This window comes from Mycobacterium sp. NPDC006124, assembly GCF_040614235.1.
Classification (GTDB): Bacteria; Actinomycetota; Actinomycetes; order Mycobacteriales; family Mycobacteriaceae; genus Mycobacterium.
The window spans coordinates 38,041-61,896 of sequence record NZ_JBEXUA010000016.1 but is presented as its reverse complement, the minus strand read 5'-3'; the positions used below and the strand labels follow the sequence as shown (position 1 = coordinate 61,896).

The 23,856-nt window shown below is 69.4% G+C and carries 17 protein-coding genes; 7 read left to right on the top strand and 10 right to left on the bottom strand.

What is annotated here, in order from left to right:
• Positions 1 to 51: 51 nt before the first annotated feature.
• Positions 52 to 795 (bottom strand): hypothetical protein, encoded by a 744-nt coding sequence (locus ABZ195_RS24675; RefSeq protein ID WP_355222425.1) that lies wholly within the window; start codon positions 793 to 795, stop codon positions 52 to 54.
• A 155-nt stretch (positions 796 to 950) separates the two neighbouring features.
• On the opposite strand from ABZ195_RS24675, the gene ABZ195_RS24670 reads away from it, so the two are divergent.
• Positions 951 to 2,243 carry a multidrug effflux MFS transporter gene (locus ABZ195_RS24670; protein ID WP_355222424.1) on the top strand — a complete coding sequence of 431 codons (1,293 nt, stop codon included), beginning with the start codon at positions 951 to 953 and terminating at the stop codon, positions 2,241 to 2,243.
• Positions 2,244 to 2,383: 140 nt separating this feature from the next.
• Positions 2,384 to 4,441 (top strand): MFS transporter, encoded by a 2,058-nt coding sequence (locus tag ABZ195_RS24665; protein ID WP_355222422.1) that lies wholly within the window; start codon positions 2,384 to 2,386, stop codon positions 4,439 to 4,441.
• 1 nt (position 4,442) lies between these two features.
• On the opposite strand, the gene ABZ195_RS24660 is transcribed toward ABZ195_RS24665, so the two are convergent.
• Genes ABZ195_RS24660 through ABZ195_RS24650 form a run of 3 tightly spaced genes read right to left on the bottom strand, consistent with a single transcriptional unit; the run spans position 4,443 to position 9,858 of the window.
• Positions 4,443 to 5,801 carry an FAD-binding oxidoreductase gene (locus tag ABZ195_RS24660; protein ID WP_355222420.1) on the bottom strand — a complete coding sequence of 453 codons (1,359 nt, stop codon included), beginning with the start codon at positions 5,799 to 5,801 and terminating at the stop codon, positions 4,443 to 4,445.
• On the bottom strand, positions 5,798 to 9,235 hold the full coding sequence (locus ABZ195_RS24655; protein ID WP_355222418.1) for a TM0106 family RecB-like putative nuclease: 3,438 nt from the start codon (positions 9,233 to 9,235) through the stop codon (positions 5,798 to 5,800). The genes ABZ195_RS24660 and ABZ195_RS24655 overlap by 4 nt, the downstream gene beginning before the upstream one ends.
• A gap of 56 nt (positions 9,236 to 9,291) precedes the next feature.
• Positions 9,292 to 9,858: an LppP/LprE family lipoprotein gene (locus ABZ195_RS24650; RefSeq protein WP_355222416.1), complete on the bottom strand. Its 567-nt coding sequence runs from the start codon at positions 9,856 to 9,858 to the stop codon at positions 9,292 to 9,294.
• 84 nt (positions 9,859 to 9,942) lie between these two features.
• On the opposite strand from ABZ195_RS24650, the gene ABZ195_RS24645 reads away from it, so the two are divergent.
• From ABZ195_RS24645 to ABZ195_RS24635, 3 genes are all read left to right on the top strand, one after another.
• Positions 9,943 to 11,613, top strand: a complete 1,671-nt coding sequence (locus tag ABZ195_RS24645; RefSeq protein ID WP_355222415.1) for a DEAD/DEAH box helicase — start codon at positions 9,943 to 9,945, stop codon at positions 11,611 to 11,613.
• Entirely contained in the window at positions 11,610 to 12,752 is a 1,143-nt protein-coding gene (locus ABZ195_RS24640) for an acyltransferase (RefSeq protein WP_355222414.1), read from the top strand. The genes ABZ195_RS24645 and ABZ195_RS24640 overlap by 4 nt, the downstream gene beginning before the upstream one ends.
• Before the next feature lie 109 nt (positions 12,753 to 12,861).
• Complete coding sequence (locus ABZ195_RS24635; protein WP_355222412.1) at positions 12,862 to 15,237, top strand: arylsulfatase; 2,376 nt, start codon at positions 12,862 to 12,864, stop codon at positions 15,235 to 15,237.
• Between the two features lies 1 nt (position 15,238).
• Here ABZ195_RS24635 and ABZ195_RS24630 read toward each other — a convergent pair whose 3' ends face one another.
• Genes ABZ195_RS24630 through ABZ195_RS24610 form a run of 5 tightly spaced genes read right to left on the bottom strand, consistent with a single transcriptional unit; the run spans position 15,239 to position 21,408 of the window.
• Complete coding sequence (locus tag ABZ195_RS24630; protein ID WP_355222410.1) at positions 15,239 to 15,814, bottom strand: TetR/AcrR family transcriptional regulator; 576 nt, start codon at positions 15,812 to 15,814, stop codon at positions 15,239 to 15,241.
• Positions 15,814 to 17,052, bottom strand: coding sequence for a cytochrome P450 (locus ABZ195_RS24625; RefSeq protein ID WP_355222409.1), 1,239 nt, complete (start codon positions 17,050 to 17,052; stop codon positions 15,814 to 15,816). The genes ABZ195_RS24630 and ABZ195_RS24625 overlap by 1 nt, the downstream gene beginning before the upstream one ends.
• A 48-nt stretch (positions 17,053 to 17,100) precedes the next feature.
• Complete coding sequence (locus ABZ195_RS24620) at positions 17,101 to 18,468, bottom strand: FAD-linked oxidase C-terminal domain-containing protein (RefSeq protein ID WP_355222407.1); 1,368 nt, start codon at positions 18,466 to 18,468, stop codon at positions 17,101 to 17,103.
• An 18-nt stretch (positions 18,469 to 18,486) separates the two neighbouring features.
• Entirely contained in the window at positions 18,487 to 20,115 is a 1,629-nt protein-coding gene (locus ABZ195_RS24615) for an L-lactate permease (RefSeq protein WP_355222405.1), read from the bottom strand.
• A gap of 54 nt (positions 20,116 to 20,169) precedes the next feature.
• Entirely contained in the window at positions 20,170 to 21,408 is a 1,239-nt protein-coding gene (locus ABZ195_RS24610; protein ID WP_355222404.1) for an MFS transporter, read from the bottom strand.
• Positions 21,409 to 21,483: 75 nt separating this feature from the next.
• Between ABZ195_RS24610 and ABZ195_RS24605 the strand changes: the two genes are divergently transcribed.
• Complete coding sequence (locus ABZ195_RS24605; RefSeq protein ID WP_355222402.1) at positions 21,484 to 22,347, top strand: uracil-DNA glycosylase; 864 nt, start codon at positions 21,484 to 21,486, stop codon at positions 22,345 to 22,347.
• A gap of 3 nt (positions 22,348 to 22,350) precedes the next feature.
• Positions 22,351 to 23,403, top strand: a complete 1,053-nt coding sequence (locus ABZ195_RS24600) for an LLM class flavin-dependent oxidoreductase (RefSeq protein ID WP_355222400.1) — start codon at positions 22,351 to 22,353, stop codon at positions 23,401 to 23,403.
• On the opposite strand, the gene ABZ195_RS24595 is transcribed toward ABZ195_RS24600, so the two are convergent.
• Positions 23,400 to 23,852: a nitroreductase family deazaflavin-dependent oxidoreductase gene (locus ABZ195_RS24595; RefSeq protein ID WP_355222398.1), complete on the bottom strand. Its 453-nt coding sequence runs from the start codon at positions 23,850 to 23,852 to the stop codon at positions 23,400 to 23,402. The two genes, ABZ195_RS24600 and ABZ195_RS24595, sit on opposite strands and share 4 nt — an antisense overlap.
• Positions 23,853 to 23,856: the final 4 nt, after the last annotated feature.

The following is a 23,856-nucleotide window of genomic DNA, read 5'->3' as shown; positions in this document are numbered from 1 at the left end:
ACTGGAGCCGACGTCGGTGGCGGCGTGCGCACGTCCATGGGGACGCGCGCCCTACTTCTCCAACCCAGGCAGAACGTGAAGCGTCGCGGGCCACCGCTGCGGTGGATTGCCGAACGCGCCGCGCGCATTGGAGATGATCTTCTTGCCCATTGCCCGGTTGCCGACGCCACCGATGACGGCGCCGATGCCGACCGGGAGCAGCTTGCCGAAGGCGATGGCACCGCGCTTGAGCGCGTACTTCTTGACGAAGAACTTGAGCAGCCGGCCGTTGAGCTGCGACACGGCTGGCAGCGGCAGCGATGCCGCGCCGTCGGCCAACCATCCTCCGCCCGTGCGGCCCGCTCCGATGAGGTCTGCGACCGCGCGCTTGCCGTCGTCTCCGACCAGCACCGCCAACACCAGGGCGCGCCGGCGCTCGCGGTGGGTGGCCGGGATGCCGTGGACCTCTGCGACGGCGAGCACGAACACGGCCGTCGCCTCGAGGAACACCACGGTCTCACCGGCGACCGCCGACATCGCGACCAGCGTGCCGATGCCCGGGAACGCCGCGGCCGAACCGACGGCCGCACCGCTGGCCATCACCGCGGCCAGATAGTGGCTCTCCAGCTTGTCGACGATCTCGGCGGGGGTGGCGCCCGGGGCGTGCTCGCGGAGGCGGTCGACGTAGGCCTTCACCGCCGGCGCCTGCACGCGGGCGCCCCGTTCGATGATCTGCGACAGCGCTCGCGCGGCGACGCTCGGGTCGTCGTCGATCTTGGCGGGCACCTGGCTCTTGGCACCGGAGCGAGCGCTCATTCGTGGCCTCCCCGTTTGCGGACTGGCTCGTACAGGCTAGTCCGTCGTCCTGCTACTCCAACGTACTGTGGCGCACCAGCGTGCCCGGCGGTGACGGCGGTCACGGTTCGTTCACCCGTGGAAGAAAATCCTCGTAACCCTTGCTAACCACTTTCATGGCAGCATCTGGATACGTGGACCTCGAGAACACCGCAGCCAAGGCGCCAGGCGGGTCGAACGCGGTCACGGCGCCGAGCCGATTCAAGGTGATCGTGGTGCTCGGGCTGCTGGTGGCCCTGGGCCCCCTGACGATCGACATGTACCTGCCCGCGCTCCCGCAGATCGCCGAGGACTACGCGGTGTCGTCGTCGGTGGTGCAGCTGACGCTGACCGGCACGCTCGCGGGGCTGGCACTGGGCCAGCTGGTGATCGGTCCGCTGTCGGATTCGCTGGGCCGCCGACGCCCGCTGATGGCCGGCATCGTCCTGCACATGGTGGCGTCTCTTATTTGCCTCGTCGCGCCGAACATCGTGGTGCTGGGAATCGCGCGCGGCCTGCAGGGCGTCGGTGCGGCGGCCACCATGGTCGTCGCGTTGGCCATCGTCGGTGACCTCTTCGCCGACAACACCGCGGCCACCGTGATGTCTCGCCTGATGCTCGTCCTCGGCGTGGCTCCCGTCATCGCGCCGTCGCTGGGCGCCGCCGTGCTGCTGCGGTTCTCGTGGCACTGGGTCTTCGCGGTCCTGGTGGTCCTGGCCGGGTTGCTCCTGCTGCTCGCCGCGCTCGCGCTGCCCGAGACCCTGCAGGTGAGCCACCGCCGGCCGCTGCGCGTGCGCGGCATCCTGGGCACCTACGGCGAACTGCTGCGTGACCGGCGCTTCGTGATCCTGGTCCTGGTGGCCGCGCTGGGAATGTCCGGACTGTTCGCCTACATCGCCGGTGCCTCGTTCGTGCTGCAGGGCAGGCACGGCCTCGACCAGCAGAGCTTCGCCCTGGTGTTCGGCGCCGGCGCCGTCGCCCTGATCGGCGCCACCCAGTTCAACGTGGTCCTGCTGCGGCGCTTCACGCCGCAGACCATCACGATGTTCGCGCTCGGAGCCTCGGTGGCCGCCGGGGTGGTGTTCGTCTCGCTGGCCGTGACCGGCGTCGGCGGGATCTACGCCTTCGTGCTGCCCGTGTGGGCGATCCTGGCCGCGATGGGCTTCGTCATCCCCAACGCGCCCGCCGTCGCCCTGTCGCGGCACCCCGACGCGGCAGGCACCGCGGCGGCGCTGCTCGGCGCGGGACAGTTCGGGCTGGGGGCGGCTGTGGCGCCGCTCGTCGGCGTGCTCGGCAACGACGAACTCGCCCTCGCCGCGGTCATGACCGCCGGCTCGGTGATCGCGCTGCTGGCCCTGCTCGCGGTCGGGTCGACCTCACCGGCCGACGACGACGCGGTGCCCGCGGGCGCCGTGGCCGAGGCCGCCTGAGGCGCGTCCAGCCAACTTGTCGTCGCTCCGGCTGATCCGTAGCGTCGGCTGTTCAGCTACGCAACGCCTGGTGAACAGAAGCCGCAGATGAGGAACCTCCCGCCGATGCCCTACGCCGTCCTGGTGCTCGAGGCACGTCGATGACGGCGGTGTCTCAGCTGCTGCGGCCCCGCACCGGCAACCCGTGGCACGCGTTGTGGGCGTTGCTGGTCGGCTTCTTCATGATCCTGCTCGACGCCACGATCGTCGCGGTCGCCAATCCGTCGATCATGGACAGCCTGCACGCGGACTACGACGCCGTGATCTGGGTGACCAGCGCCTACCTGCTCGCCTACGCGGTGCCACTACTTCTCGCCGGCCGACTCGGCGACCGGTTCGGCCCGCGCAACCTCTATCTGGCCGGGTTGGCCGTGTTCACCGCCGCGTCGCTGTGGTGCGGGCTGGCCGGCAGCATCGAGGTTCTGGTCGCCGCGCGGGTGGTGCAGGGCGTCGGCGCCGCCCTGCTGACCCCGCAGACGCTCTCGACGATCACCCGGGTCTTCCCTCCCGAGCGGCGCGGCGTCGCGCTGAGCGTGTGGGGTGCCACCGCGGGTGTGGCCACCCTGGTGGGCCCCTTGGCCGGCGGCGTGCTGGTCGACGGTCTCGGCTGGCAGTGGATCTTCATCGTCAACGTGCCGATCGGCGTGCTGGGACTCGCGCTGGCGCTGATCTTCGTCCCGGTGCTGCCGACCGAGAAACACGGCTACGACGTGATCGGCGTACTGCTCTCGGGCGTCGCGCTGTTCCTGATCGTGTTCGCTCTTCAGGAGGGTCAGTCGCACGACTGGGCACCCTGGATCTGGGGCACGCTCGTGGCGGGCGTCGTCGCGATGGGGGCCTTCGTCTACTGGCAGTCCGTCACCACCGGCGAGCCGCTGATCCCGCTGCGGATCTTTCGGGACAACGACTTCAGCCTGTCCAATCTCGGCATCGCGGTGATCGGCTTCGCGGTCACCGCGATGATCGTGCCCGTGATGTTCTACGCCCAGGCGGTGTGCGGACTCTCGCCCACCCGCTCGGCCCTGCTGACGGCGCCGATGGCGATCGCCTCGGGCGGCCTCGCGCCGTTCGTGGGCAAGCTCGTCGACCGGTCGCACCCACGACCGCTCATCGGCTTCGGCTTCTCCGCGGTGGCCATCGCCCTGACGTGGCTGTCGTTCGAGATGACGCCCACGACGCCGATCTGGCGGCTGGTGTTGCCGCTGATCCTGATGGGTGTGGGGATGGCGTTCATCTGGTCGCCCTTGGCGGCCACGGCCACCCGCAACCTGCCGCCCCGGCTGGCCGGGGCGGGCTCGGGTGTCTACAACACCACCCGACAGGTCGGCAGCGTGCTGGGCAGCGCGGGCATCGCCGCGCTGATGACGTCGCAGATCAGCAAGGCGCTCCCGGCCCAGGCCGATCCCGGGGTGGGGCAGGGTGCGGTCACCCAGTTGCCGAGCTTCCTGCACGAGCCGTTCTCCGAGGCGCTGTCACGGTCGCTGCTGCTGTCCGCCTTCGTCGCACTGTTCGGCGTGATCGCCGCGCTGTTCCTGCGCGGCTTCGGGGACCCCTCCGCGTTGGAGGGCCCACCGGCCGGTGCCGGTCCGCCGGTGGAACCCGATTACTTCCCCGACGACGACGATTACGTGGAGTACACCGTCGACTGGTCCGCCGGTGACGAGGACGAGGAGTGGGACGACTCCGAGCGCGCCGCGCGCCGCCACGCCGAGGTGCTCGAACGCGACGCACCCCCCGCCGACGACAGCGAGACCTCTCCGCTGGCGGTCCGCATCGGTCATCCGCTGCCGGCGCCGGCGGACACCTGGCACGCGCGACCTGCCGACGAGTGGCAGAGCCTGATGAACGGGCACTCGCCGGAGATCACGGCCGACGACGACCCCGACACGGTGCCCGAACTGATCGATCTGAACGACCGGTACCGCACCCCCGAACCCATCCCCGCGCGCAACGGGCACGCGCCCTGGCGAGACCTCCTCGACGACCCGCTCGACGGTTTCGTCGCGCAGCCGAAGCCGGAGCCGATCGGCTTCGCGCACAACGGCTTCCACGTCGGCGACGAGGTGTTGCCGGCGTCCGGTCGGCATTCCCGCCGGGATCGGGAACCGGGCGAGGACGCGGGAACCTACGGCAAGCACTCGATGCGCTTCCGCGACTGACTCAGGCGAAGAGCACCGCGGGGTTGAGCAGCCGCTGCGGGTCGAAGGCCGCCTTGAGGGCACGCATCGCCGCGACGTCGGCATCGCTCCGCGACATCGTGAGATAGTCGCGCTTGCGGGTGCCAACGCCGTGCTCGCTGCTGACGTTGCCGCGATGCGCGGCGATCAACGCCATCATCGCCGAGTAGAGGGCTCGTTCGCGGTCGGCGTCGAGCACGCAGCGCACCAGGTTCAGGTGCAGGTTGCCCTCGCCGACGTGGCCGAACAGCACCGGGATCGCCTCGGGGGCGTGTTCGGCCACCAACGCCGTTGCCGCCGTGGCGAATTCGCTGATCTCCGACAGTGGCAGCGAGACGTCGAACTTCAGCGGCGGCCCGTAGACTCCCAGCACGTCGGCGACGGCCTCGCGGACCTGCCACAGCCGGAACTGGGTGGCGGCGTCGACGCCGACGGCGGGTTCACCGGTCAGCTCGGCGCTGGAGAGCAGGTCGGCCAACCGCTCGGTGAGGTCGACGTCGCCGGCGAGCTCGATCAACAGCTGCCACGCCCCGTCGACCGCGGGACCGACGCCGGCGTGCTCGGCGGTCAACGCGCTGGCTCTGGTGTCGACCAACTCGAGGGCCGCGATGCCGTCGACGTCGCGGAATTCGCGGCCGACGGCGATCAGCGCGTCGAGGTCCTCGAACCCCACGATCGCCGTCACCCGGTGTGCGGGGGTGGGGTGCAGCCGCAGGTCCAGACTCGTGATCACCCCCAGGGTGCCCTCGGCGCCGACGAAGAGGGAGGCCAGGTCGTAACCCGTGTTGTCACTACGCACTTCGCTGTGGCGGCGCACCACGGACCCGTCGACGAGGGCCACCTCGAGGCCCAGCACCTGCTCGCCCATGTTGCCGTAGCGCACGGTGCGCAGACCGCCCGCGTTGGTCGAGGCCATGCCGCCCACGGTCGCGGAGTCGCGGGCGGCCAGGTCGACGCCGAACGTCAGGCCCGCGTCGGCGGCGGCGCGTTGCACGGCGGCCAGGGTGGCACCCGCACCCGCGCGGACGCGTCGGTCGACGACGTCGACCCCTCCGACGGCGGTGAGTCGCTCGGTGGAGAGCAACACGTCGCCATGCTCGGGCACGGTGCCCGCGACCAGCGACGTGCGCCCGCCCTGCACCGTGACGTAGGCCCCGGCGTCGCGACAGGCTCGCAACACCGCGGCGACCTCCTCGTCGGCGCCCGGACGGACCAACAGGCTCGCCCGCCCCCGGTAGCGGCCCGTGTAGTCGACGCAGCGCCCGGCCAACACGTCGGGATCGCCGCTGACGTACTTGGCGCCGACGATCGCCGCGAGGAGGTCGGTGAGGTCGTCGGTCATCGAGTGGGTCCGTCACGGTCGGTCAGGGACAGGAACGCCCCGAGTTCGATCAGGCCGTCCGGGGTGGACGGCAGGTAGTCCGTCAGCAGCCGGGACCGCACGACCACCGCCGCGTACTTGGCCCGGCTCACCGCGACGTTGAGGCGATTGCGGTTGAGCAGGAACGAGATTCCGCGTGGCACGTCCTCGGCCGAGGAGGCCGTCATCGACATGAACACCATGGGCGCCTGACGGCCCTGGAACTTGTCGACGGTGCCGACCTGCACCTCGCCCAGGTCGGCGGCGTCCAGGCGCCGTCGCAAGGTGACCACCTGGGCGTTGTACGGGGTGACCACCAGCACGTGCTCCTGGCCAAGGGGAGTGGTCTGGCCCCCGTCGGTCCACGGCCGGCCAAGCAGCCCGCGGATCTCGGCGACGATCGCGTCGGCTTCCTCGGGGCTGTCGGTGGAGTTGCCGTCGTGGTCGACCTCGAGCACCCGCACGCCGGGGGTGACGCCGTCGAGTCGGCGCGCCGCGCTGACCGAGGCCATCGCGCAAAGCCGGTCGTCGTAGGACAGTCGCGACACCGGACCGCAGACGTCCGGATGCATGCGGTACGAGGACTCGAGGAAGTATCCGCGTTCCGGCGGCAGGGTGTGGTGACCGTCCACCAGCCAGCCCAGCGCCGAGTGATCCACGGGCGCGGGGTGGGTGCCCTGGCTGACCTGAGGCAACTGCTGCGGGTCGCCCAGCAGCAGCAGGTTCCTCGCGGCGCTGGCGACCGCGATGGTGTTGGCCAGGCTGTACTGGCCCGCCTCCTCGACCACTAGCAGGTCGAGGGCGCCTCGCGGGATGCGGCCCGCGTTGGCGAAATCCCATGCGGTGCCACCGATCACGCCGCCGGCGGGGTCGTCCACGAACGCCGCATAGTCCTTCTCGGCGACGTCGCGCCACGGCGCGTTCGGACTCTTCTTCTTGCCCACCCGGTCCGGATCCACGCCCGCGTCGACGACGCACCCGAGGAGATTCTCGACGACGGCGTGCGACTGGGCGACCACCCCGACGCGCCAGTGGTGCTCGTTGACCAGTCGGCTGATCACCTGGGCCGAGGTGAACGTCTTGCCGGTCCCGGGTGGCCCGTGCACCGCGAGGTAGGACGAGTCGAGGGCCAGCAGGGCCGCGGTGACGTCGGCGGCCACGTCACCGCTGCGAGGCAGCGCGCCGCCGCCGACCATGCGCGGCGGATGCCGCAGCAACACGTCGACGACCGGGTCGGCGGGCAGGTTCGGCAAGCCGGCGCCGATCGAGGCGGCGGTTGCCTCGATGGACTCCTGGATGGGCCGGGTGTTGATCGGCGGTCCCGGCGTCAAGGCGAAGGGCACCTGATCGAACACCTCGCCGTCGGTGGGCCGCTTCTCCACGATCAGCGCCTCGGTGGGTGCTTCCGGGTCGTCGCACCCGATCACCTCGACGGTGGCGAAACCGCGGCGGTCCGGGTCGTCGGCGAATCCGGCGGGAGCCGGCGGCTCGTAGAGGGCGTACATGGTGCGACCCAGGTCGCCGGTGGCGATCTCGCCGAACAGGCGCACGTGGCGCTGGGGCTTGCGCGCCCGCGGCGGCTGGTGCCAGTCGGCGACGATCTCGTGCCGGTCGGCGACGAACACGTCACCGTCGTCGGCCCATTCGTCGACGGGGCTGTTCACGCGGTCGAAGTGCGCCCACCAGAACGGCTTGTCCTCCCGCTTGTGATAACCGCGCGCGGCGGCGACCATCGCGACGGCGGTCTGCTCGGGGGAGCGCGCCTGGGTCCCGTCGCCGGCGAACGCCGTCAACCGGCGATCGAGGGCGTCGGAGATCTCCACGGCCTCGTCGGCCGCGGCGCCGCGGATGGGTTGCGGGCCGCGCGGGGGCACCTCGGACTCGATGGCGCGCGCCACCAGCCAGTCGCGAAGGCGGCGCGTGGACCGGCAGTCGTAGCGGTTGTACTCCTCGATCTGCTTGAGGACGACCGCCGCGTCCTCGGCCCTGCCCTCGTCGCGGAGTTCGCAGAAGCGCGCGTACTGGGTGATCGAGTCGGTCGCGGTGGTCACTTCGCCGTCACGCAGTTCGTTGCCCATGTAGAGCGGTTCGAGGTACTTGATGGAGTAGCTCTCGGTGCCCACGCGAATACTCTTGCGCACCAACGGATACAGGTCGACGAGCACGCCGTTGCGCAGCAGTTCGTCGACCGCGTTCTCCCCGACGCCGTAGCGCCCGGCCAGCCGCAGCAGCGTGCTCTTCTCGTAGGCGGCGTAGTGGTAGACGTGCATGCCGGGGTACTTCTTGAGGCGCTTGCCGACCATGGCCAGGAAGTCCCGAAGGGCCTGGCGCTCACTGGACCGGTCGTGGGCCCAGTAGGGGGTGAAGTCGTCGGTGCTCGTCAGCACGCCCCACAGGTATTCCAGCCCCCACTCCCGGCCGTCGAGCGTCCACAGCGGGTCGCCCTCGAAGTCGAAGAACAGATCGCCCTTGTTCGCGTCCGGCAGCACCATGAGGGGTTGTGCGTCGACCACCTCGTAGGGCGGTTTGACGTTGCCGTTCTCGACGACTCGGTCGGCGACCTGTAGCCGCGCCTGGGCGACCAGCGCCCGAGTGGTGCGCGCGGAGAGCTCGGGCACCGGCGCGTCCAGCTCGGCGAGATCGTGCACCGTGGTGACGCCGGCGTCGAGGAGCCGGGCTCGCTGGCTGACGCGCATGCCGGCGACCAGTAGCAGGTCGTCGCGGGCGCGCACCTCGACGCTGCACTGCGGGCAGCGGAAGCAGGCGCGGACCTCGGTGTCGTCCCAGCTGACCGGCCGGTCGCGGGCGAGGTGGTCGTCGAGCAGCCGCTGCAGCGCCGCCCGCCGCGGCAGGTAGACCGGCAGTAGTTCGTCGACCCGGTAGGCCGACACCGCGCCGTCGCCGAGCACCAGCTCGACCTCGTCGGCCACCGGTACGCCGCCGCGGGTCAGGGTGTCGGCGTAGGCGGCGAGTTGCAGAAGCGCCTCCACCTTGACCGAGCGGGCCAGCTTGGTGTCGCGCAGGACGTACCGGTCACCGGCCAGCACCAGAAAGTCGGCGAAACCCACGAAGCGGCCGTCGAACATCGCCGCCTGGTAGACCACCGGAGCACGGTCCTGGACCGCACGCATCGTCTGTGCCGCCGCGGCGCGCAGTCCCGACGCGCTGTAGGCGGGCCGGCCGATGACGGTGACGTCGCCGAACTCCGCTCGAAGGTCGTCGAGCTGACGGCGTTCGTGGTCGTCACCCAGGGTCGAGGTGCGGGCGAGCAGGTCGTCGGCGACGACGGTCTTGGGGCTGCGGCCCAGCTTCTCGTCGAAGGCGCGCAGCAGCGCGTACTCGCAGCGCGCAGCGGCGGCGAGATCGGAGGCGCTGTAGACGACGCGGTCGACGCCTGCATCGGCTAGGACGAACACGAGCTCGACTGTAGGTCAGCGCGACGACGTCGACGACGAGACGAGCCGGGCCCGAACTAGCCGGTGTTGCCGATCAATTCGACGCCGTTGCCGTTCCAGCGGAACCGCACCACGCTCTTGAGCTTGCTGGTCTCGTTGACGTAGGCCAGCGCGACCGTGTCACCGGTGGTGGCGGTCTCGTCGATGCCGTTGAAGCCGTAGGTGTCCGGAACGCCCGTGGGGATGACCTTGCCCAGGTGGAACATCACGGCGCGGGTGTTCGGGTTGTCGGCGTTGGTGTTGGCCTTGATGACGACCGCCGACAGCTGCGCGCATTCGTTGTAGTTGCCGGCCAGCGGCTCGGAGCTCCACGGCTGGCCGCTGCGAGGGTCGCGCGGCAACTCCGAGACGGCCTTGGCGATCTCCGGCGCGGCGAGGTTCACCGCGCAGGGATCGGCGGGCGCCGGGGTCGGCGACGGTCCGGCGGCCACGGTGGGTGCGGGCGCGGGCGGGGTGGTCTGCGCCGGGGGCACCGTCGCCTCCGGAGTCTTGGACACCGTCGAGTCGCTCGCCCCGCAGCCGGCCAGTGCCGCGACCGCGACCAGAACCGCGAACCACCACTGCAACCTTCGCTTCACCCTCACGCCGGGCCACCGTACCGGCTCCGGGTGTCGTCGCGGCTACGACATGGGGGAGAGAGCTGCGACTACCCGTAGACTGCCACCTCGATGAGCTCTGAAGAATCCGACGCGACGAGCGCCGAAGTGACCTTTGCTGACCTGCAGATTCACCCGAAGGTGCTGCAGGCCCTCGCCGACGTCGGCTACGAAACGCCCTCGGCAATCCAGGCCGCGACGATTCCCGCCATGATGGCCGGCTCGGACGTCGTCGGCTTGGCACAGACCGGCACCGGCAAGACCGCCGCGTTCGCCATCCCGATCCTGTCGCGGATCGACGTCTCCAGCCGCACCACGCAGGCCCTGGTGCTCGCGCCCACGCGCGAGCTCGCCCTGCAGGTCGCGGAGGCCTTCAGCCGCTACGGCGCGCACCTGCAGGTCAACGTCCTGCCGGTGTACGGCGGCTCGTCCTACGGTCCGCAGCTGGCCGGTCTCAAGCGAGGCGCGCAAGTGGTCGTCGGCACCCCCGGCCGCGTGATCGACCACCTCGAGAAGGGCAGCCTCGACGTCTCGCACCTCGACTACATGGTGCTCGACGAGGCCGACGAGATGCTGCAGATGGGCTTCGCCGAGGACGTCGAACGCATCCTCGCCGACACCCCCGAGTACAAGCAGGTGGCGCTGTTCTCCGCCACGATGCCGCCGGCCATCCGCAAGATCACCTCCAAGTACCTGCACGATCCCGTCCAGGTCACCGTGAAGTCGAAGACCGCCACGGCGGAGAACATCACCCAGCGCTACATCCAGGTGGCCGGACCGCGCAAGATGGACGCGCTGACCCGGCTGCTCGAGGTGGAGCCGTTCGAGGCGATGATCGTCTTCGTCCGCACCAAGCAGGCCACCGAGGAGGTCGCCGAGAAGCTTCGGGCCAGGGGGTTCTCGGCCGCGGCGATCAACGGCGACATCGCCCAGGCCGTCCGCGAACGCACCATCTCCCAGCTCAAGGACGGGACGATCGACATCCTGATCGCGACCGACGTGGCGGCCCGTGGGCTGGACGTGGAGCGCATCTCCCACGTGCTGAACTACGACATCCCGCACGACCCGGAGTCCTACGTGCACCGCATCGGGCGCACGGGCCGAGCCGGCCGCTCGGGTGCCGCGGTGCTGTTCGTCACACCCCGCGAGAAGCATCTGCTCAACTCGATCGAGCGGGTGTCACGGCAGAAGCTCGTGGAGGCGAAGCTGCCGTCGGTCGACGACGTCAACGACAAGCGGGTGGAGAAGTTCCGTGAGTCGATCACCGAGGCGCTCAACGCACCCGGGATCGAGTTGTTCCGCAAGCTGATCGAGGACTACGAGCGCGACCACGACGTCCCGACGGCGGAGATCGCTGCGGCCCTGGCCGTGCAGAGTCGTGGCGGCGGTGAATTCCTGATGACCGAGCCACCGCCGGAGAAGCGCCGCGAACGCCCGGACCGTGAGGACGGGCCGCCGCGCAAGCGTCGCGAGAACGTGCGCAGTGACCTCGCGACCTACCGCATCGCGGTCGGCAAGCGGCACAAGGTCGGCCCCGGGTCCATCGTCGGCGCGATCGCCAACGAGGGTGGACTACACCGCAGCGACTTCGGCCACATCACCATCAAGATGGACCACTCCTTGGTCGAGCTGCCGGCGAAGCTCTCCCGGGAGACGCTCAAGAAACTGGAGCACACCCGGATCTCGGGCATCCTGATCGACCTCACACCAGATCGCGGGCCGAGCCACCACAAGCCGAAGTGACGCAGCGCGACACTGACGTTGGCGGCCTCGAGTCGGCGAGCCGGGGCAGAGTCGCCGCACTGACCGGCATCCGAGCGGTCGCCGCGCTGCTGGTGATGCTTACCCACGCCGCGTACACGACGGGCAAGTACACCCACGGCTACGTGGGACTGATCTACTCCCGCATGGAGATTGGCGTCCCGATCTTCTTCGTGCTCTCCGGATTCCTGTTGTTCGCGCCGTGGGTGCGCGCGGCGGCAGGCGGCGGGGAACCGCCGTCGGTCCGTCGTTACGCCTGGCATCGGGTGCGGCGCATCATGCCCGCCTACGTCGTCACGGTGCTGGCCGCCTACCTGCTGTACCACTTCCGTACCGCGGGGCCCAATCCCGGCCACACCTGGATCGGGCTGTTCCGGAACCTGACCCTGACGCAGATCTACACCGACGACTACCTGTATTCCTATTTGCACCAAGGGTTGACGCAGATGTGGAGCCTGGCCGTGGAGGCCGCGTTCTACGTCGCGTTGCCGTTCCTGGCGTACCTGCTGCTGGTGGTGGTGTGTCGCAGGCAGTGGCATCCGGTGCGCCTGGTCGCCGGACTGCTGGCGCTGACGCTCGTCAGTCCGGCGTGGTTGACGCTGGTGCACACCACCGACGTCCTGCCCGACGGGGCACCGCTGTGGCTCCCGACGTATCTGACGTGGTTCCTGGGCGGCATGCTGCTCGCGGCGCTTCTGCCGCTCGGGGTGCGGGCGTACGCGGCGGTCTGCGTGCCGCTGGCCCTGGCCTGCTACTTCATCGTCGCGACGCCGATCGCCGGGGCGCCGACCACCTCGCCCGCCGAGTTGCGGGAGGGCTTGGCCAAGACGGTGTTCTACGCCGTCATCTCGACGCTGGTGGTGGCGCCGGTGGCCCTGCGGGGTGGCGAGGACCTGCGGGGGTGGTACCTGCGGTTCATGGCGAGCCGGCCGATGGTGTTCCTCGGCGAGATCTCCTATGAGATCTTCCTGATCCATCTGGTCACGATGGAGTTGGTGATGGTCGAGATCCTGCGGTTCCCGATCTACACCGGGTCGACGTGGTGGCTGTTCGTGGTCACCCTGGTCGTCACCGTGCCGCTGGCGTGGGGGTTGCACCGGCTGACGAGGGTGCGGACCTAGAGGAATCTCCGCGGCGGCTGCCTGTGCCGCCTACGCTGTGGCCCTCGGGCTCGACTCGATGGTCCGGGATCGCCGGCCGCGGCGATTCATTTCGGCGATCGGCAGCCCAGTGAACTTCTCAGAGCATCCGCCCATCCGACGTGACATCCTGCCCGTTCCCGACGTCGCGCACGTCGGCCTCACGACGTACGACGCGAAGGACCCGGATACCAGCTACCCGCCGATCCGGGACATTCGCCCGCCCGAGACCGCACCCAACGTCCTCGTCATCTTGATCGACGACGTCGGCTTTGGCGCCAGCAGTGCGTTCGGGGGGCCGTGTGACACTCCCAACTTCGAGAAACTGGCTGCGGGTGGGTTGAAGTACAACCGCTTCCACACCACGGCGCTGTGCTCACCGACACGCCAAGCGCTCTTGACCGGTCGCAACCACCACTCGGTCGGCATGGGCAACATCACCGAAACTGCAACGGCCGCACCCGGATACACGTCGGTGCTACCGAACACCAAGGCGCCGCTCGCGTTGACGTTGAAGCTCAACGGATATTCGACTGCGCAGTTCGGCAAGTGCCACGAGGTTCCGGTGTGGCAGACCAGTCCGGCGGGTCCGTTCACGGCGTGGCCCACCGGTGGCGGCGGGTTCGAGTACTTCTACGGGTTCATCGGCGGGGAGAACAACCAGTGGGATCCGGCGCTGTATGAGGGCACCACGCCGATCGAGCCGCCGAAGACGCCGGCCGAGGGCTACCACCTGACCGAGGACCTGACCGACAAGGCCATCAACTGGGCGCGCCAACAGAAGGCCCTGCTGCCCGACAAGCCGTTCTTCATGTACTTCGCGCCCGGTGCCACCCACGCCCCGCACCACGTACCTGCTGAGTGGATCGAGAAGTACAGGGGCAAGTTCGCTCACGGCTGGGACCGCCAGCGCGAGATCACCTTCGAGCGCCAGAAGGAACTGGGCGTCATTCCGCCAGACGCGGTGCTGACCCCGCGCGATGCGGAGATTCCGGCCTGGGACGACATGGACCCCGCACTCACACCGGCGCTCGAACGTCAGATGGAGGTCTACGCCGCCTTCATGGAACACACCGACCATCACGTCGGCCGGTTGCTCGATGCGCTGGAACCCGTGCTCGAGGACACGCTGGTCTACCTCATCATCGGTGACAACGGAGCATCTGCCGAGGGCACCCTGCAGGGTGCGTTCAACGAGATGGCCAACTTCAACGGCATGGCCGACATCGAAACCCCCGAATTCCTGGCGTCGAAGATCGACGAGTTCGGCGGCGAGGGCTCCTACGGCCACTACGCGGTGGGCTGGGCGTGGGCGATGGATTCGCCGTACCAGTGGACCAAGCAGGTGGCGTCGCACTGGGGCGGCACCCGAAACGGCACGATCGTGCACTGGCCCAAGGGTATCGAGGACAAGGGCGGCCACCGCAACCAGTTCAGCCATGTCATCGACTTCGCGCCCACGGTGTTGGAGGTCGCCGGCATTCCGGCGCCAACGTTGGTCAACGGCGTCATGCAAAGCCCGTATGAGGGGACGAGCATGCTCTACAGCTTCAACGACGCCGATGCGCCGGAGCGGCACCAGACCCAGTACTTCGAGATGTTCTGCAATCGTGGCATCTACCACCAGGGTTGGAGCGCGGTCACCAAACATCGCACCCCGTGGGCAATGGGTGGCGCCGTGATGCCGGCCTTCGACGACGACGTGTGGGAACTCTACGACGGTGACGTGGACTGGACCCAGGCCAATGATCTGTCGAAGGAGAATCCGGAGAAACTGCACGAGCTGCAGCGGCTCTGGTTGATCGAGGCGGTCAAGTACAACGTGCTCCCGCTCGACGATCGCCAGATCGAGCGCATCAACCCCGCCACGGCGGGCCGACCGTCACTGATCAAGGGCAACAGCCAGTTGCTGTTCGCGGGAATGGGTCGGCTGTCGGAGAACAGCGTCGTCGACGTCAAGAACAAGTCGTTCGCGGTGACGTCCGCAGTGGACGTGCCCGCCGACGGCGCCGGTGGCGTGATCATTGCTCAGGGTGGCCGGTTCGGCGGTTGGAGCCTCTACGCCAAGGATGGCAAGGCCAAGTTCCATTACAACGTGCTGGGCATCAAGTCCTTTGACGTCGAGGCGACCGAACCCGTTCCGGCAGGCACCACCCAGGTGCGGATGGAGTTCGCCTACGACGGGGGTGGGATGGGCATGGGTGGCACCGTGACGCTCTACTACGACGGTAGGGAAGTCGGCACCGGTCGCGTCGACCAGACGCAGGGCTTCATCTTCTCGGCCGACGAGACGACCGACGTCGGCTATGAGTCCGGGACCACCGTCAGCCCGGATTACACCGCTCACACCAGCAGGTTCACCGGCAAGATCGACTGGGTGCGCATCGATCTCGGCGGGGATGCCAAGGACGCCGACCACTACGTCGACCCCGACGAGCGATTCAGGATCGCGATGGCCAGGCAGTAGCTCAGTGGGCGTGGTCCGTGACATCGGGGGCGACCACCGGAATCACGAACTGGTGCACCATCATTCGCTCGTCGGCGTCGTCTAGTCCGGGGAACGTCAGCAATGAGACGATGACGCGTACCAGCCACCGGGCGGAGGCCTCCACGTCGTCGACCTCCAGTGACGCCAGGAAGGCCTCGGTCAATCCCTGGATCACCGCGGAGCGCTCGGCCATCTCACCGCCGATGGGCCGCTGGCTCGGCGCGAACCACGATGCCAGCGCGGGGTTGTCGCGAACCAGGCGCAGCGCGGCGAGCACGCCGAGGCTCAGTCGTTCTCGGGGATCGGTGACACCGTCGAGATGTTCGCCCAATCGGCCGAAGACGCGGTGGGTCTCGCGATGGACGTAGGCGGTGTAGAGCGCGTCCCGGTTCTCGAAGTAGCGGTAGACCGTGGCCCGTGAGCAGCCTGAGGCCGTGGCGACGTCGGACATGGCGACGGTCGCGGCGTCGTGGCGGGTGAACAAGTCCTCCGCGGCGTCGAGGATACGGTCCGCAGCGACCTCCGAGCGGCGGTCGGCCAACCAGTCGCCTGCCATCAGAGGACGCGCAACGGCATCGACAGCGGCCGGCGCACGTACGCGCCTGGCGCCCAGGCGATCCGGTCCTCGTCGACCTCGAAGTTCGGGATCGACGCCAGCAGTTCCTCAAGCGCGACGCGGGATTGCATGCGGGCTGCGGCGGCACCGAGGCAGTGATGCGCCCCGTGGCCGAATGTCAGGATGTTCCGTGGCCTGCGGATGACGTCGAGTTCGCCTGCGTCGTGGCCGAATTGGCGCTCGTCGCGGTTGCCCGAACCGTAGTGCAGCATCACCCGCCGTCCCGCCTCGATGGTGGTGTCGCCGATGGTGACGTCGCGGGTGGTGGTGCGGCCCAGCATCTGCACCGGTGAGGTCAGGCGCAGGAACTCGTCGACGGCGTCGCCGATCAGCTCGCGGTTCGCGGTGAGCACCATGCGCTGGTCGGGCCGCTGGTGCAGCAATTGCACGGTGCCGCCGAGCATTCCGGTGGTGGTGTCGTTGCCTCCGGTGACCATCGTGAAGGCGAACGCGAGGATCGACAGCAGGCCGGTGACGTCGCCGTCGACGCCGATGCCCGCGTCGACGAGGTGGGAGACGGTGTCGTCGCCCGGCTCGGTCCGGCGGCGTTCGACCAATGCGGTGAAGTAGGCCATCATCTCTCCGAGGGCGTCTCCGAGGGTGCCCAGCGCCCCGCCGATGCCCTCGGCCGAGGTGTTGGCGGCGACGATCGCGTCGGTCCAGCCGTCGAAGCGGCCACGGTCGGCCTCCGGCACACCGAGGTAGTGCGCCACCACCATCGAGGGCAGCGGCTTGAACAATTCGGCGACGACGTCACCGCCGCCGTCGGCCCGCAACGCCTCGACGCGCCCCGCGACGAAGCGTCGCACCGCCGGTTCCACGGCTTCCACCTGGCGCGGTGTGAATCCCCGCGACACCAGCTTGCGGAACGCGGTGTGCGCCGGCGGGTCCTGCATCACCATCGGCGGATTGTCCGCCAGCCCAATCAGTTCCAGCTCGTCGTAGTTCACCGTCAGGCCCCGAGCGGAGGAGAAGGTCTGGTGGTCCCGGGCCGCGGCGAACACGTCGGCGTGCCGCGTCAACACGTAGTAGTCGTGCTCCGGTGCGTCCGCGGGGATCACGTGGTGGACGGGATCGTCGTCGCGCAGGGCGCGGTAGGTCGGCCAGGGGTCCGCCCAGGTCTCGGCGGTCGCCAGCCCGAACCGCGCCGCGCCGCCATGAGACATCTGAGCCGTCATGTCTCATGAATACGACGATGAGGGTTCGGTGTCAACCCCCCGGCGGAGCTAGATCGCGGCCCCGGGGTTGAGGATTCCGTCGGGATCGAGCGCCTGCTTGATGCGGCGGTTCAGGTCCATCGCCTCGGGGCCGAGGTAGCCGGCCAGCCACGGACGCTTGAGCCGGCCGACGCCGTGCTCCCCGGTGATGGTGCCGCCCAAGCCGACCGCGAGATCCATGATCTCGCCGAAGGCGGTCTGCGCGCGCTCGGCCTCGTCCAGATCGGTCGGGTCGAACACGATCAGCGGATGGGTGTTGCCGTCGCCGGCGTGGGCGATCACCGAGATCATCAGCTGATGTCGATCGGCCAGCTTCTCGACGCCTGCGACCAGGTCGGCGAGAGCCGGCAGTGGCACTCCGACGTCCTCCAGGAGCAGCGACCCCTTGGCCTCGACGGCCGGGATCGCGAAGCGACGCGCGGCCACGAAGGCGTCACCCTCGTCGGGGTCGGAGGTCGAATACACCTCCGTCGCACCGGCTTCGGTGAACACCCGGGCCATGAACTCGGCGTCCTCCGACCCGGCGGGTCCACGATCGTCGGACGCGGCGACCATCATTGCGGCGGCACTGCGGTCCAGGCCCATCTTCAGCTTGTCCTCGACGGCGTTGATGGCCACCGAGTCCATGAACTCCAGCGTCGACGGGCGGATCTTGCCGGTGATGGTGACGACGGCGTCGGCGGCCGCGGCGACGTCGTCGAACGAGGCGACGACCGTGCAGCCTCGGTGCTGGGTGGGCAGCAGCTTGAGCGTCACCTCGGTCACGACGCCGAGCGTGCCCTCGCTGCCCACGAACAGCTTGGTCAGACTCAGGCCTGCCACGTCCTTCAGACGGGGCCCACCCAGCCGGACGGCGGTGCCGTCGGCGAGGACGACCTGCAGGCCGAGCACGTAGTCGGTCGTCACGCCGTACTTCACGCAACACAGACCGCCGGCGTTGGTGGCGATGTTGCCGCCGATGCTGCAAATCTCGTACGACGACGGATCCGGCGGGTACCACAGTCCGTACTCGGCGACGGCCGCCTTGACCTCGGCGTTGAACAGGCCCGGTTGGGTGACGGCGGTCCGGGTGACGGGGTCGACGCTGATGTCGCGCATGCGTTCGGTCGAGAGCACGATGCCGCCGTCGAGTGCGGTCGCCCCGCCGGACAGCCCGGTACCCGCGCCGCGGGGGACCACCGGCACCCGGTGCGCGGTCGCCCATCGCATCACGGCTTGCACCTCCTCGGTGGTGCGCGGCCGCACGACCGCCATCGCCGTGCCGGCGTTCGGGTCGGCGGCGCGGTCCTGCCGGTAGGACGCCACGATGTCCGGGTCGTCCACGACGGTGCCCTCGGGCAATTCGGAGATCAGGTCAGCCAGCATGTCCGCGCTCACGATTCGATGCTACGAGTGTCATGGCACCATCCACGACAAGACGGGCGAGGCCTGCAGCGCCGACAGCCCGCACAGGACGAGGAGGAAGCCGAGGCTCCAGAGGACCACCCTGCGGAAGATCTCGCCCTCCTTGCCGTCGAGCCCCACCGCGGCCGCGGCGATGGCGAGGTTCTGCGGGGAGATCATCTTGCCCAGCACGCCGCCGGAGCTGTTGGAGGCGGCCATCAGGACCTCGGAGAGACCGGCCTGGTTCGCGGCGGTCACCTGCAGGGCGCCGAACAACGAGTTCGCCGACGTGTCGGAGCCGGTGACCGCGACGCCCAGCCAGCCCAGGATCGGCGAGAGCAACGCGAACGCCGAACCCGCCCCGGCCATCCACGTGCCCAGGGTGATGGTCTGGCCGGACACGTTCATCACGAAGGCCAGTGCCAGCACGGCCATCACCGTGAGGATCGCCCACCGCAGCTGGTGCAGCGTCGCGCCGTAGGCCTTGAGTGCCCTGGCCGCCGACAGTCTCAGCACGGCCATGGTCAGCACGCCGGCGACCAGCATCTGCGTGCCGGGTGTGGTCAGCAGGTTCAGGGAGAACTTCGCCAGGCTCAACGGGTCGCCGTCGGCGTTCACCACGTCGAGGCCGGGCCAGCTGAAGGTGAACGTGGCGCGGTCGAGCAGCTTCTTGATCGCGCTGATCTGGCAGACGACGAAGACCGCGATGATGATGCCGTAGGGCGCGTAGGCCCTGACCACGTCGGCCCGGGAGTCGGTGACCTCGGCGTCGTCCGGGCCGTCACTCGTCCCCGACGCGCCGACCCGCGCGGCGAGGTCGGCGGTGCGGACCGGGCGCCGGACTCGCACCATGACGACGACGGCGGCCGCGGACGCCAGGGCGGCGACCACGTCGGCCAGCGGCACGGAGACGAAGTTCGAGGTGACGTATTGCGCGACGGCGAACACGACGCCGCACACCAGCGCGACCGGCCAGGTCTGCCGGAGGCCGCGCCGACCGTCGACGATCGCCACCAGGGCCAGCGGCACGAACAGCGCGAGCAGCGGCGTCTGACGGCCGATCATCGCGCCGAGCGTGTCGACCGGAAGTTCGGTGACCCTGCCGAGGGTGATGATGGGGGTGGCCATGGCGCCGAAGGCGACGGGGGCGGTGTTCGCGACCAGTGCCAGCACTGCGGCCTTCATCGGCTGAAAACCCAAGGCCATCAACATGACCGACGTCACCGCGACCGGGGTGCCGAAGCCGGCCAGTGCCTCCATCAGCGCGCCGAACGAGAAGGCGATGATGATGGCCTGCACGCGCTGGTCATCGCTGACGCTGGCGAAGGAGCGCCGCAGGACGTCGAAGTGCCCCGTCTCGACGGTCATCTGGTAGACCCAGATGGCGTTGATCACGATCCACAGGATGGGAAAGAAACCGAACGCCGCGCCCTCGGTGCCGGCGAGCAGTGCCTGCCCGACGGGCATGCCGTAGACGGCGATCGCGATCGCCAGCGACACCGCCAGCGAGATCAGCGAAGCCACCCACGCCGTCATCTTCAGCGCGCCGAGCAGCACGAACAGCAATAGCAGCGGGATGGCCGCCACCACGGCGCTCCAGGCGAGCGAACCGGCGACCGGGTCGAGAACTTGCTGGTACACGCTTACCTCGATTGTGGTGTGTGTCACATGCGAGGGAGGGGTTACCCGAACCGATCAGTCGGAAACCGCGTCGTCCGGATCGTGGTCCAGGTGGCGCAGCGCCGGCAGGAAGATGGCCGCCACCCCGAGCAGCAGCATCGGCAGCGACAGTGCCAGGAACGTGACGTGCAAACCCGCGGTGTCGGCGAGCGGCCCCGCGACGATCAACCCGAGCGGGCCGGCCGCGTAGGCGAGTGACCCCATCACGCCGACCACCCGCCCGCGAAGGTGCGCGGGCGCGCGGGTCTGCATGACGTAGTTGTAGATCGGGGCGATGGGACCGTAGACGAACCCGACCACGGCGCACAGCACCAGGATCACCGGCAGCGGAGGCAGGAAGGCGATGACGGTCATCGACACCCCGAGCACCAGCAGCGCGACGAGCATGATCGTCCGCCGGTCGGAGTACTTCGACAGCACCGCGTAACCAAGGGCGCCAACCAGTCCGCCAATGCTCAACGCCACCAACACCCACCCCAGTTGGGCGGGTTCGCTGCGGTCGGTGAAGTACTTGGGGAACAGCACGCTCTCCATCGGCATGTACAACCCGGTGGCGGTGAGGTCGACGAACGCCAGCGTGCGCAGCACCGGCGTGTGCCAGACGAACTTGAGCCCCTCGACCACACCGGCCCACACCTTCGGCATCTGGTCGCGGTGGGGGACGCCGGCGCCCTCGAGTCGCAGCGCCGCCACCGCCGAGATGGACAGCAGGAAGGCACCGGCCGTCACCCACATGGAGTCGACGCCGCCGAGGGTGGTGATCAGCAGACCGCCGACGCCGGGACCCACGATGTAGGCCAGGTTGAACACCGCCTCGTAGACGCCGTTGGCGCGGTCCAGCGGCCACGCCGCTCGCAGCGCGGCCTCGGGCAGCATGGTCTCGCGGGCGGTCATGCCGGCCGGGTCGAAGAACGCACCGAGCGCGGCGAGTGCGGCGAGCACGGTGACGTCGACCGCGTCGACTCCGAAGGTCAGCGCGATCACCGGCACGGCGGCCACCGAGACGGCGGACAACGCGTCGGAGATCATCGACACCCGCCGACGGCCCAGGTAGTCGACCGCTGCGCCCGCCATCAGCGTGGCGACCAGCAGTGGCAGCGTCCCGGCCATGGCGACGATCGACGCGTCGACCGCAGAACCGTTGCGTTGCAACACCAACCACGGAAAGGCGACCATCGAGACGCCGTTGCCCGCGCCGGCGGTCAGCGCGGCGAAGAAGATCAGGAAGAGGGGACGCCGGGTGGTGGTGATCATGAGGTCTCGCGGCTGAATCTAACAGCGGGTCCGCCCGGTCGGCGAGCCCTCTTCGCGCACGGGCACAGTGAGGGGGTGACACTTCCGCATCCGCGTACGGGTGAGGCGTTCGACTCGCCGGTGCCGCCCGCAACGGGCTGGCCCGGTGACCCCGCGAGTGCCGACACCGCGGTGGCGACGACGGCGGCGCGGGTGCGCCGGTTGGCCTCCCGGGCGCACGAGGTCGCCGAACTCGACGCCGAGGTGAGCGTGTGCCGGGCGTGCGCGCGGCTGGTGGCCTGGCGCGAGAAGGTGGCCGTCGAGAAGCGTCGGTCCTTCGCCGGCGAGCCCTACTGGGGGCGGCCGGTGCCCAGCTTCGGTTCGGCCGAGCCGACCATCCTCGTGGTGGGGCTGGCCCCCGCCGCCAACGGCGCCAACCGCACGGGCCGGGTGTTCACCGGTGACCGCAGCGGCGACGTCCTCTTCGCCTCACTTCACCGCGCCGGTCTGGCGAGTTCGCCGTCGAGCGTCGACGCGGCCGACGGACTGACGCTGATCGGCACCCGCGTCGTCGCCGCCGTGCGCTGCGCTCCGCCGGACAACGCACCGACACCGCAGGAGCGGGCCACCTGTGCGCCGTGGCTCGCCGCCGAGTGGCAACTGGTCCGGCCAGGCGTGCGCGCGGTGGTGGCCCTCGGCGGATTCGCCTGGAAGGTGGCGCTGGACATGGTGCGTGCCGGCGGCGGAACGGTCCCTCGACCGCAGCCCAAGTTCGGCCACCTCGCGGTCGCGGACCTGCACTCGGGGCTCGGCGAGGTCACGTTGATCGGCTGTTTCCACCCCAGCCAGCAGAACACCTTCACCGGTCGGCTCACGCCTGCGATGCTCGACGAGGTGTTCGCCGCGGCCAAGGCGATCGCGGCCGACGGGAACGATCGGCCCGGCCCGGCGGTTGAATGAAGCGTGCGACTCTCGGTACTAGACCTCGTCCCGGTCCGCAGTGACCAGACCACCTCTGATGCGCTCGCAGCCACGGTGTACCTCGCCCAGACGGCGGACGACCTTGGCTACACGCGCTACTGGGTGGCCGAACACCACAACATGCCCGCCGTCGCGGCGACCAGTCCGCCGGTGGTGCTGGCCTATCTCGCGGGCCAAACCCGGCAGGTGCGGCTCGGTTCCGGCGGGGTGATGCTGCCCAATCACGCACCGCTGGCCGTCGCCGAGCAGTTCGCGCTGCTCGAGGCAGCCGCCCCCGGTCGCGTCGACCTGGGCATCGGGCGGGCGCCCGGCTCGGATCCGGTGACCTCGATGGCGCTGCGCGGCGCCGCGGGCCGGGACGATTCGGACATCGAGAACTTTCCGCAGTACCTCGACGACGTGGCCGCGCTGATGGGCACCACCGGCGTTCGGGTCGCCGTCCGCAGCAGAGGGCTACTCGACCAGAACTACGTGCTCAAGGCGACGCCCGCGGCCAAGAGCCAGCCTCGGCTGTGGCTGCTCGGGTCCTCGCTGTATTCGGCGCACCTGGCGGCGGCGAAGGGTCTGCCGTACGTGTTCGCCCATCACTTCTCGGGGCAGGGCACCGAGGAGGCGCTCGCGACCTACCGGTCGGAGTTCCGGCCCAGTGACCTGCTCGCCGAGCCCACCACCTTCATGACGGTCAACGCCTCGGTCGCGCCCACCCGCGAGGAGGCGATGGACCTGATGCTGCCCAACCTGCACATGATGGCGTTCCTGCGGACGGGTCAGCCGTTGCGCGCGCTGGACCTGGTCGAGGACGCCAAGCAGGTGGAGCTCAGCTTTCAGCAGGAGGCCATCGTCGACGCCGGCCTGGAACGGGCCATCGTCGGATCCCCGACGGAGGCGGCCGGTCAGGTGCGCGAATTGGCCGCCCACTTCGGGGTCGACGAGGTGATGGTCAACCCAGTCGGCTCGGCCTTCCGGGGGGTCGACCCGCGGCTGGCGCCGGCCCGAGACCAGACGCTGGAACTGCTCGCCAAGGAGCTGTTCTAGGTCGTCGGTGTCAGCGCGATGATCGGAATCGGCCGCGACGTTCGCTTCTGATACCCGTCGTAGCGGCCAGAGTTGTTCTCGTTGACCAACTTCCACAGCCGGGCGTAGTCCGGATCGTCGGCGCCGATGATGCGGGCGGTGGCCGGCATGCGCGTGGGCCCGACGTTGACCTCGACGTTCGGATCGGCCTTGAGGTTGAAGTACCAGCCGGGGGCCTTGGGATCGCCGCCCTTGGACGCGACGACGTGGTACGAGCCGCCGTCGAGCAGGTAGCTCAGCGCGTTGGTCCGCGCGATCCCGGTCTTCGCGCCGACGGTGTGCAGCAGCAGGATGGGTGCCTGCCCCGGGATCTTGTGGCCGACCCAGCCGTTGGTCTTGCGGTAGATCGCGTCGTGGACCTTGAGAAGCGGAATGCCGAGGTAGCGCTCCCAGACGGGAATGGTGCTCATGGGC

What these genes read in the sequence shown, in the direction of transcription:
- ABZ195_RS24675 (WP_355222425.1), bottom strand. Translation starts at nt 795, where the DNA reads ATGAGCGCTCGCTCCGGTGCCAAGAGCCAGGTGCCCGCCAAGATCGAC.
- ABZ195_RS24670 (WP_355222424.1), top strand. Translation starts at nt 951, where the DNA reads ATGGCAGCATCTGGATACGTGGACCTCGAGAACACCGCAGCCAAGGCG.
- ABZ195_RS24665 (WP_355222422.1), top strand. Translation starts at nt 2,384, where the DNA reads ATGACGGCGGTGTCTCAGCTGCTGCGGCCCCGCACCGGCAACCCGTGG.
- ABZ195_RS24660 (WP_355222420.1), bottom strand. Translation starts at nt 5,801, where the DNA reads ATGACCGACGACCTCACCGACCTCCTCGCGGCGATCGTCGGCGCCAAG.
- ABZ195_RS24645 (WP_355222415.1), top strand. Translation starts at nt 9,943, where the DNA reads ATGAGCTCTGAAGAATCCGACGCGACGAGCGCCGAAGTGACCTTTGCT.
- ABZ195_RS24630 (WP_355222410.1), bottom strand. Translation starts at nt 15,814, where the DNA reads ATGGCAGGCGACTGGTTGGCCGACCGCCGCTCGGAGGTCGCTGCGGAC.
- ABZ195_RS24625 (WP_355222409.1), bottom strand. Translation starts at nt 17,052, where the DNA reads ATGACGGCTCAGATGTCTCATGGCGGCGCGGCGCGGTTCGGGCTGGCG.
- ABZ195_RS24610 (WP_355222404.1), bottom strand. Translation starts at nt 21,408, where the DNA reads ATGATCACCACCACCCGGCGTCCCCTCTTCCTGATCTTCTTCGCCGCG.
- ABZ195_RS24595 (WP_355222398.1), bottom strand. Translation starts at nt 23,852, where the DNA reads ATGAGCACCATTCCCGTCTGGGAGCGCTACCTCGGCATTCCGCTTCTC.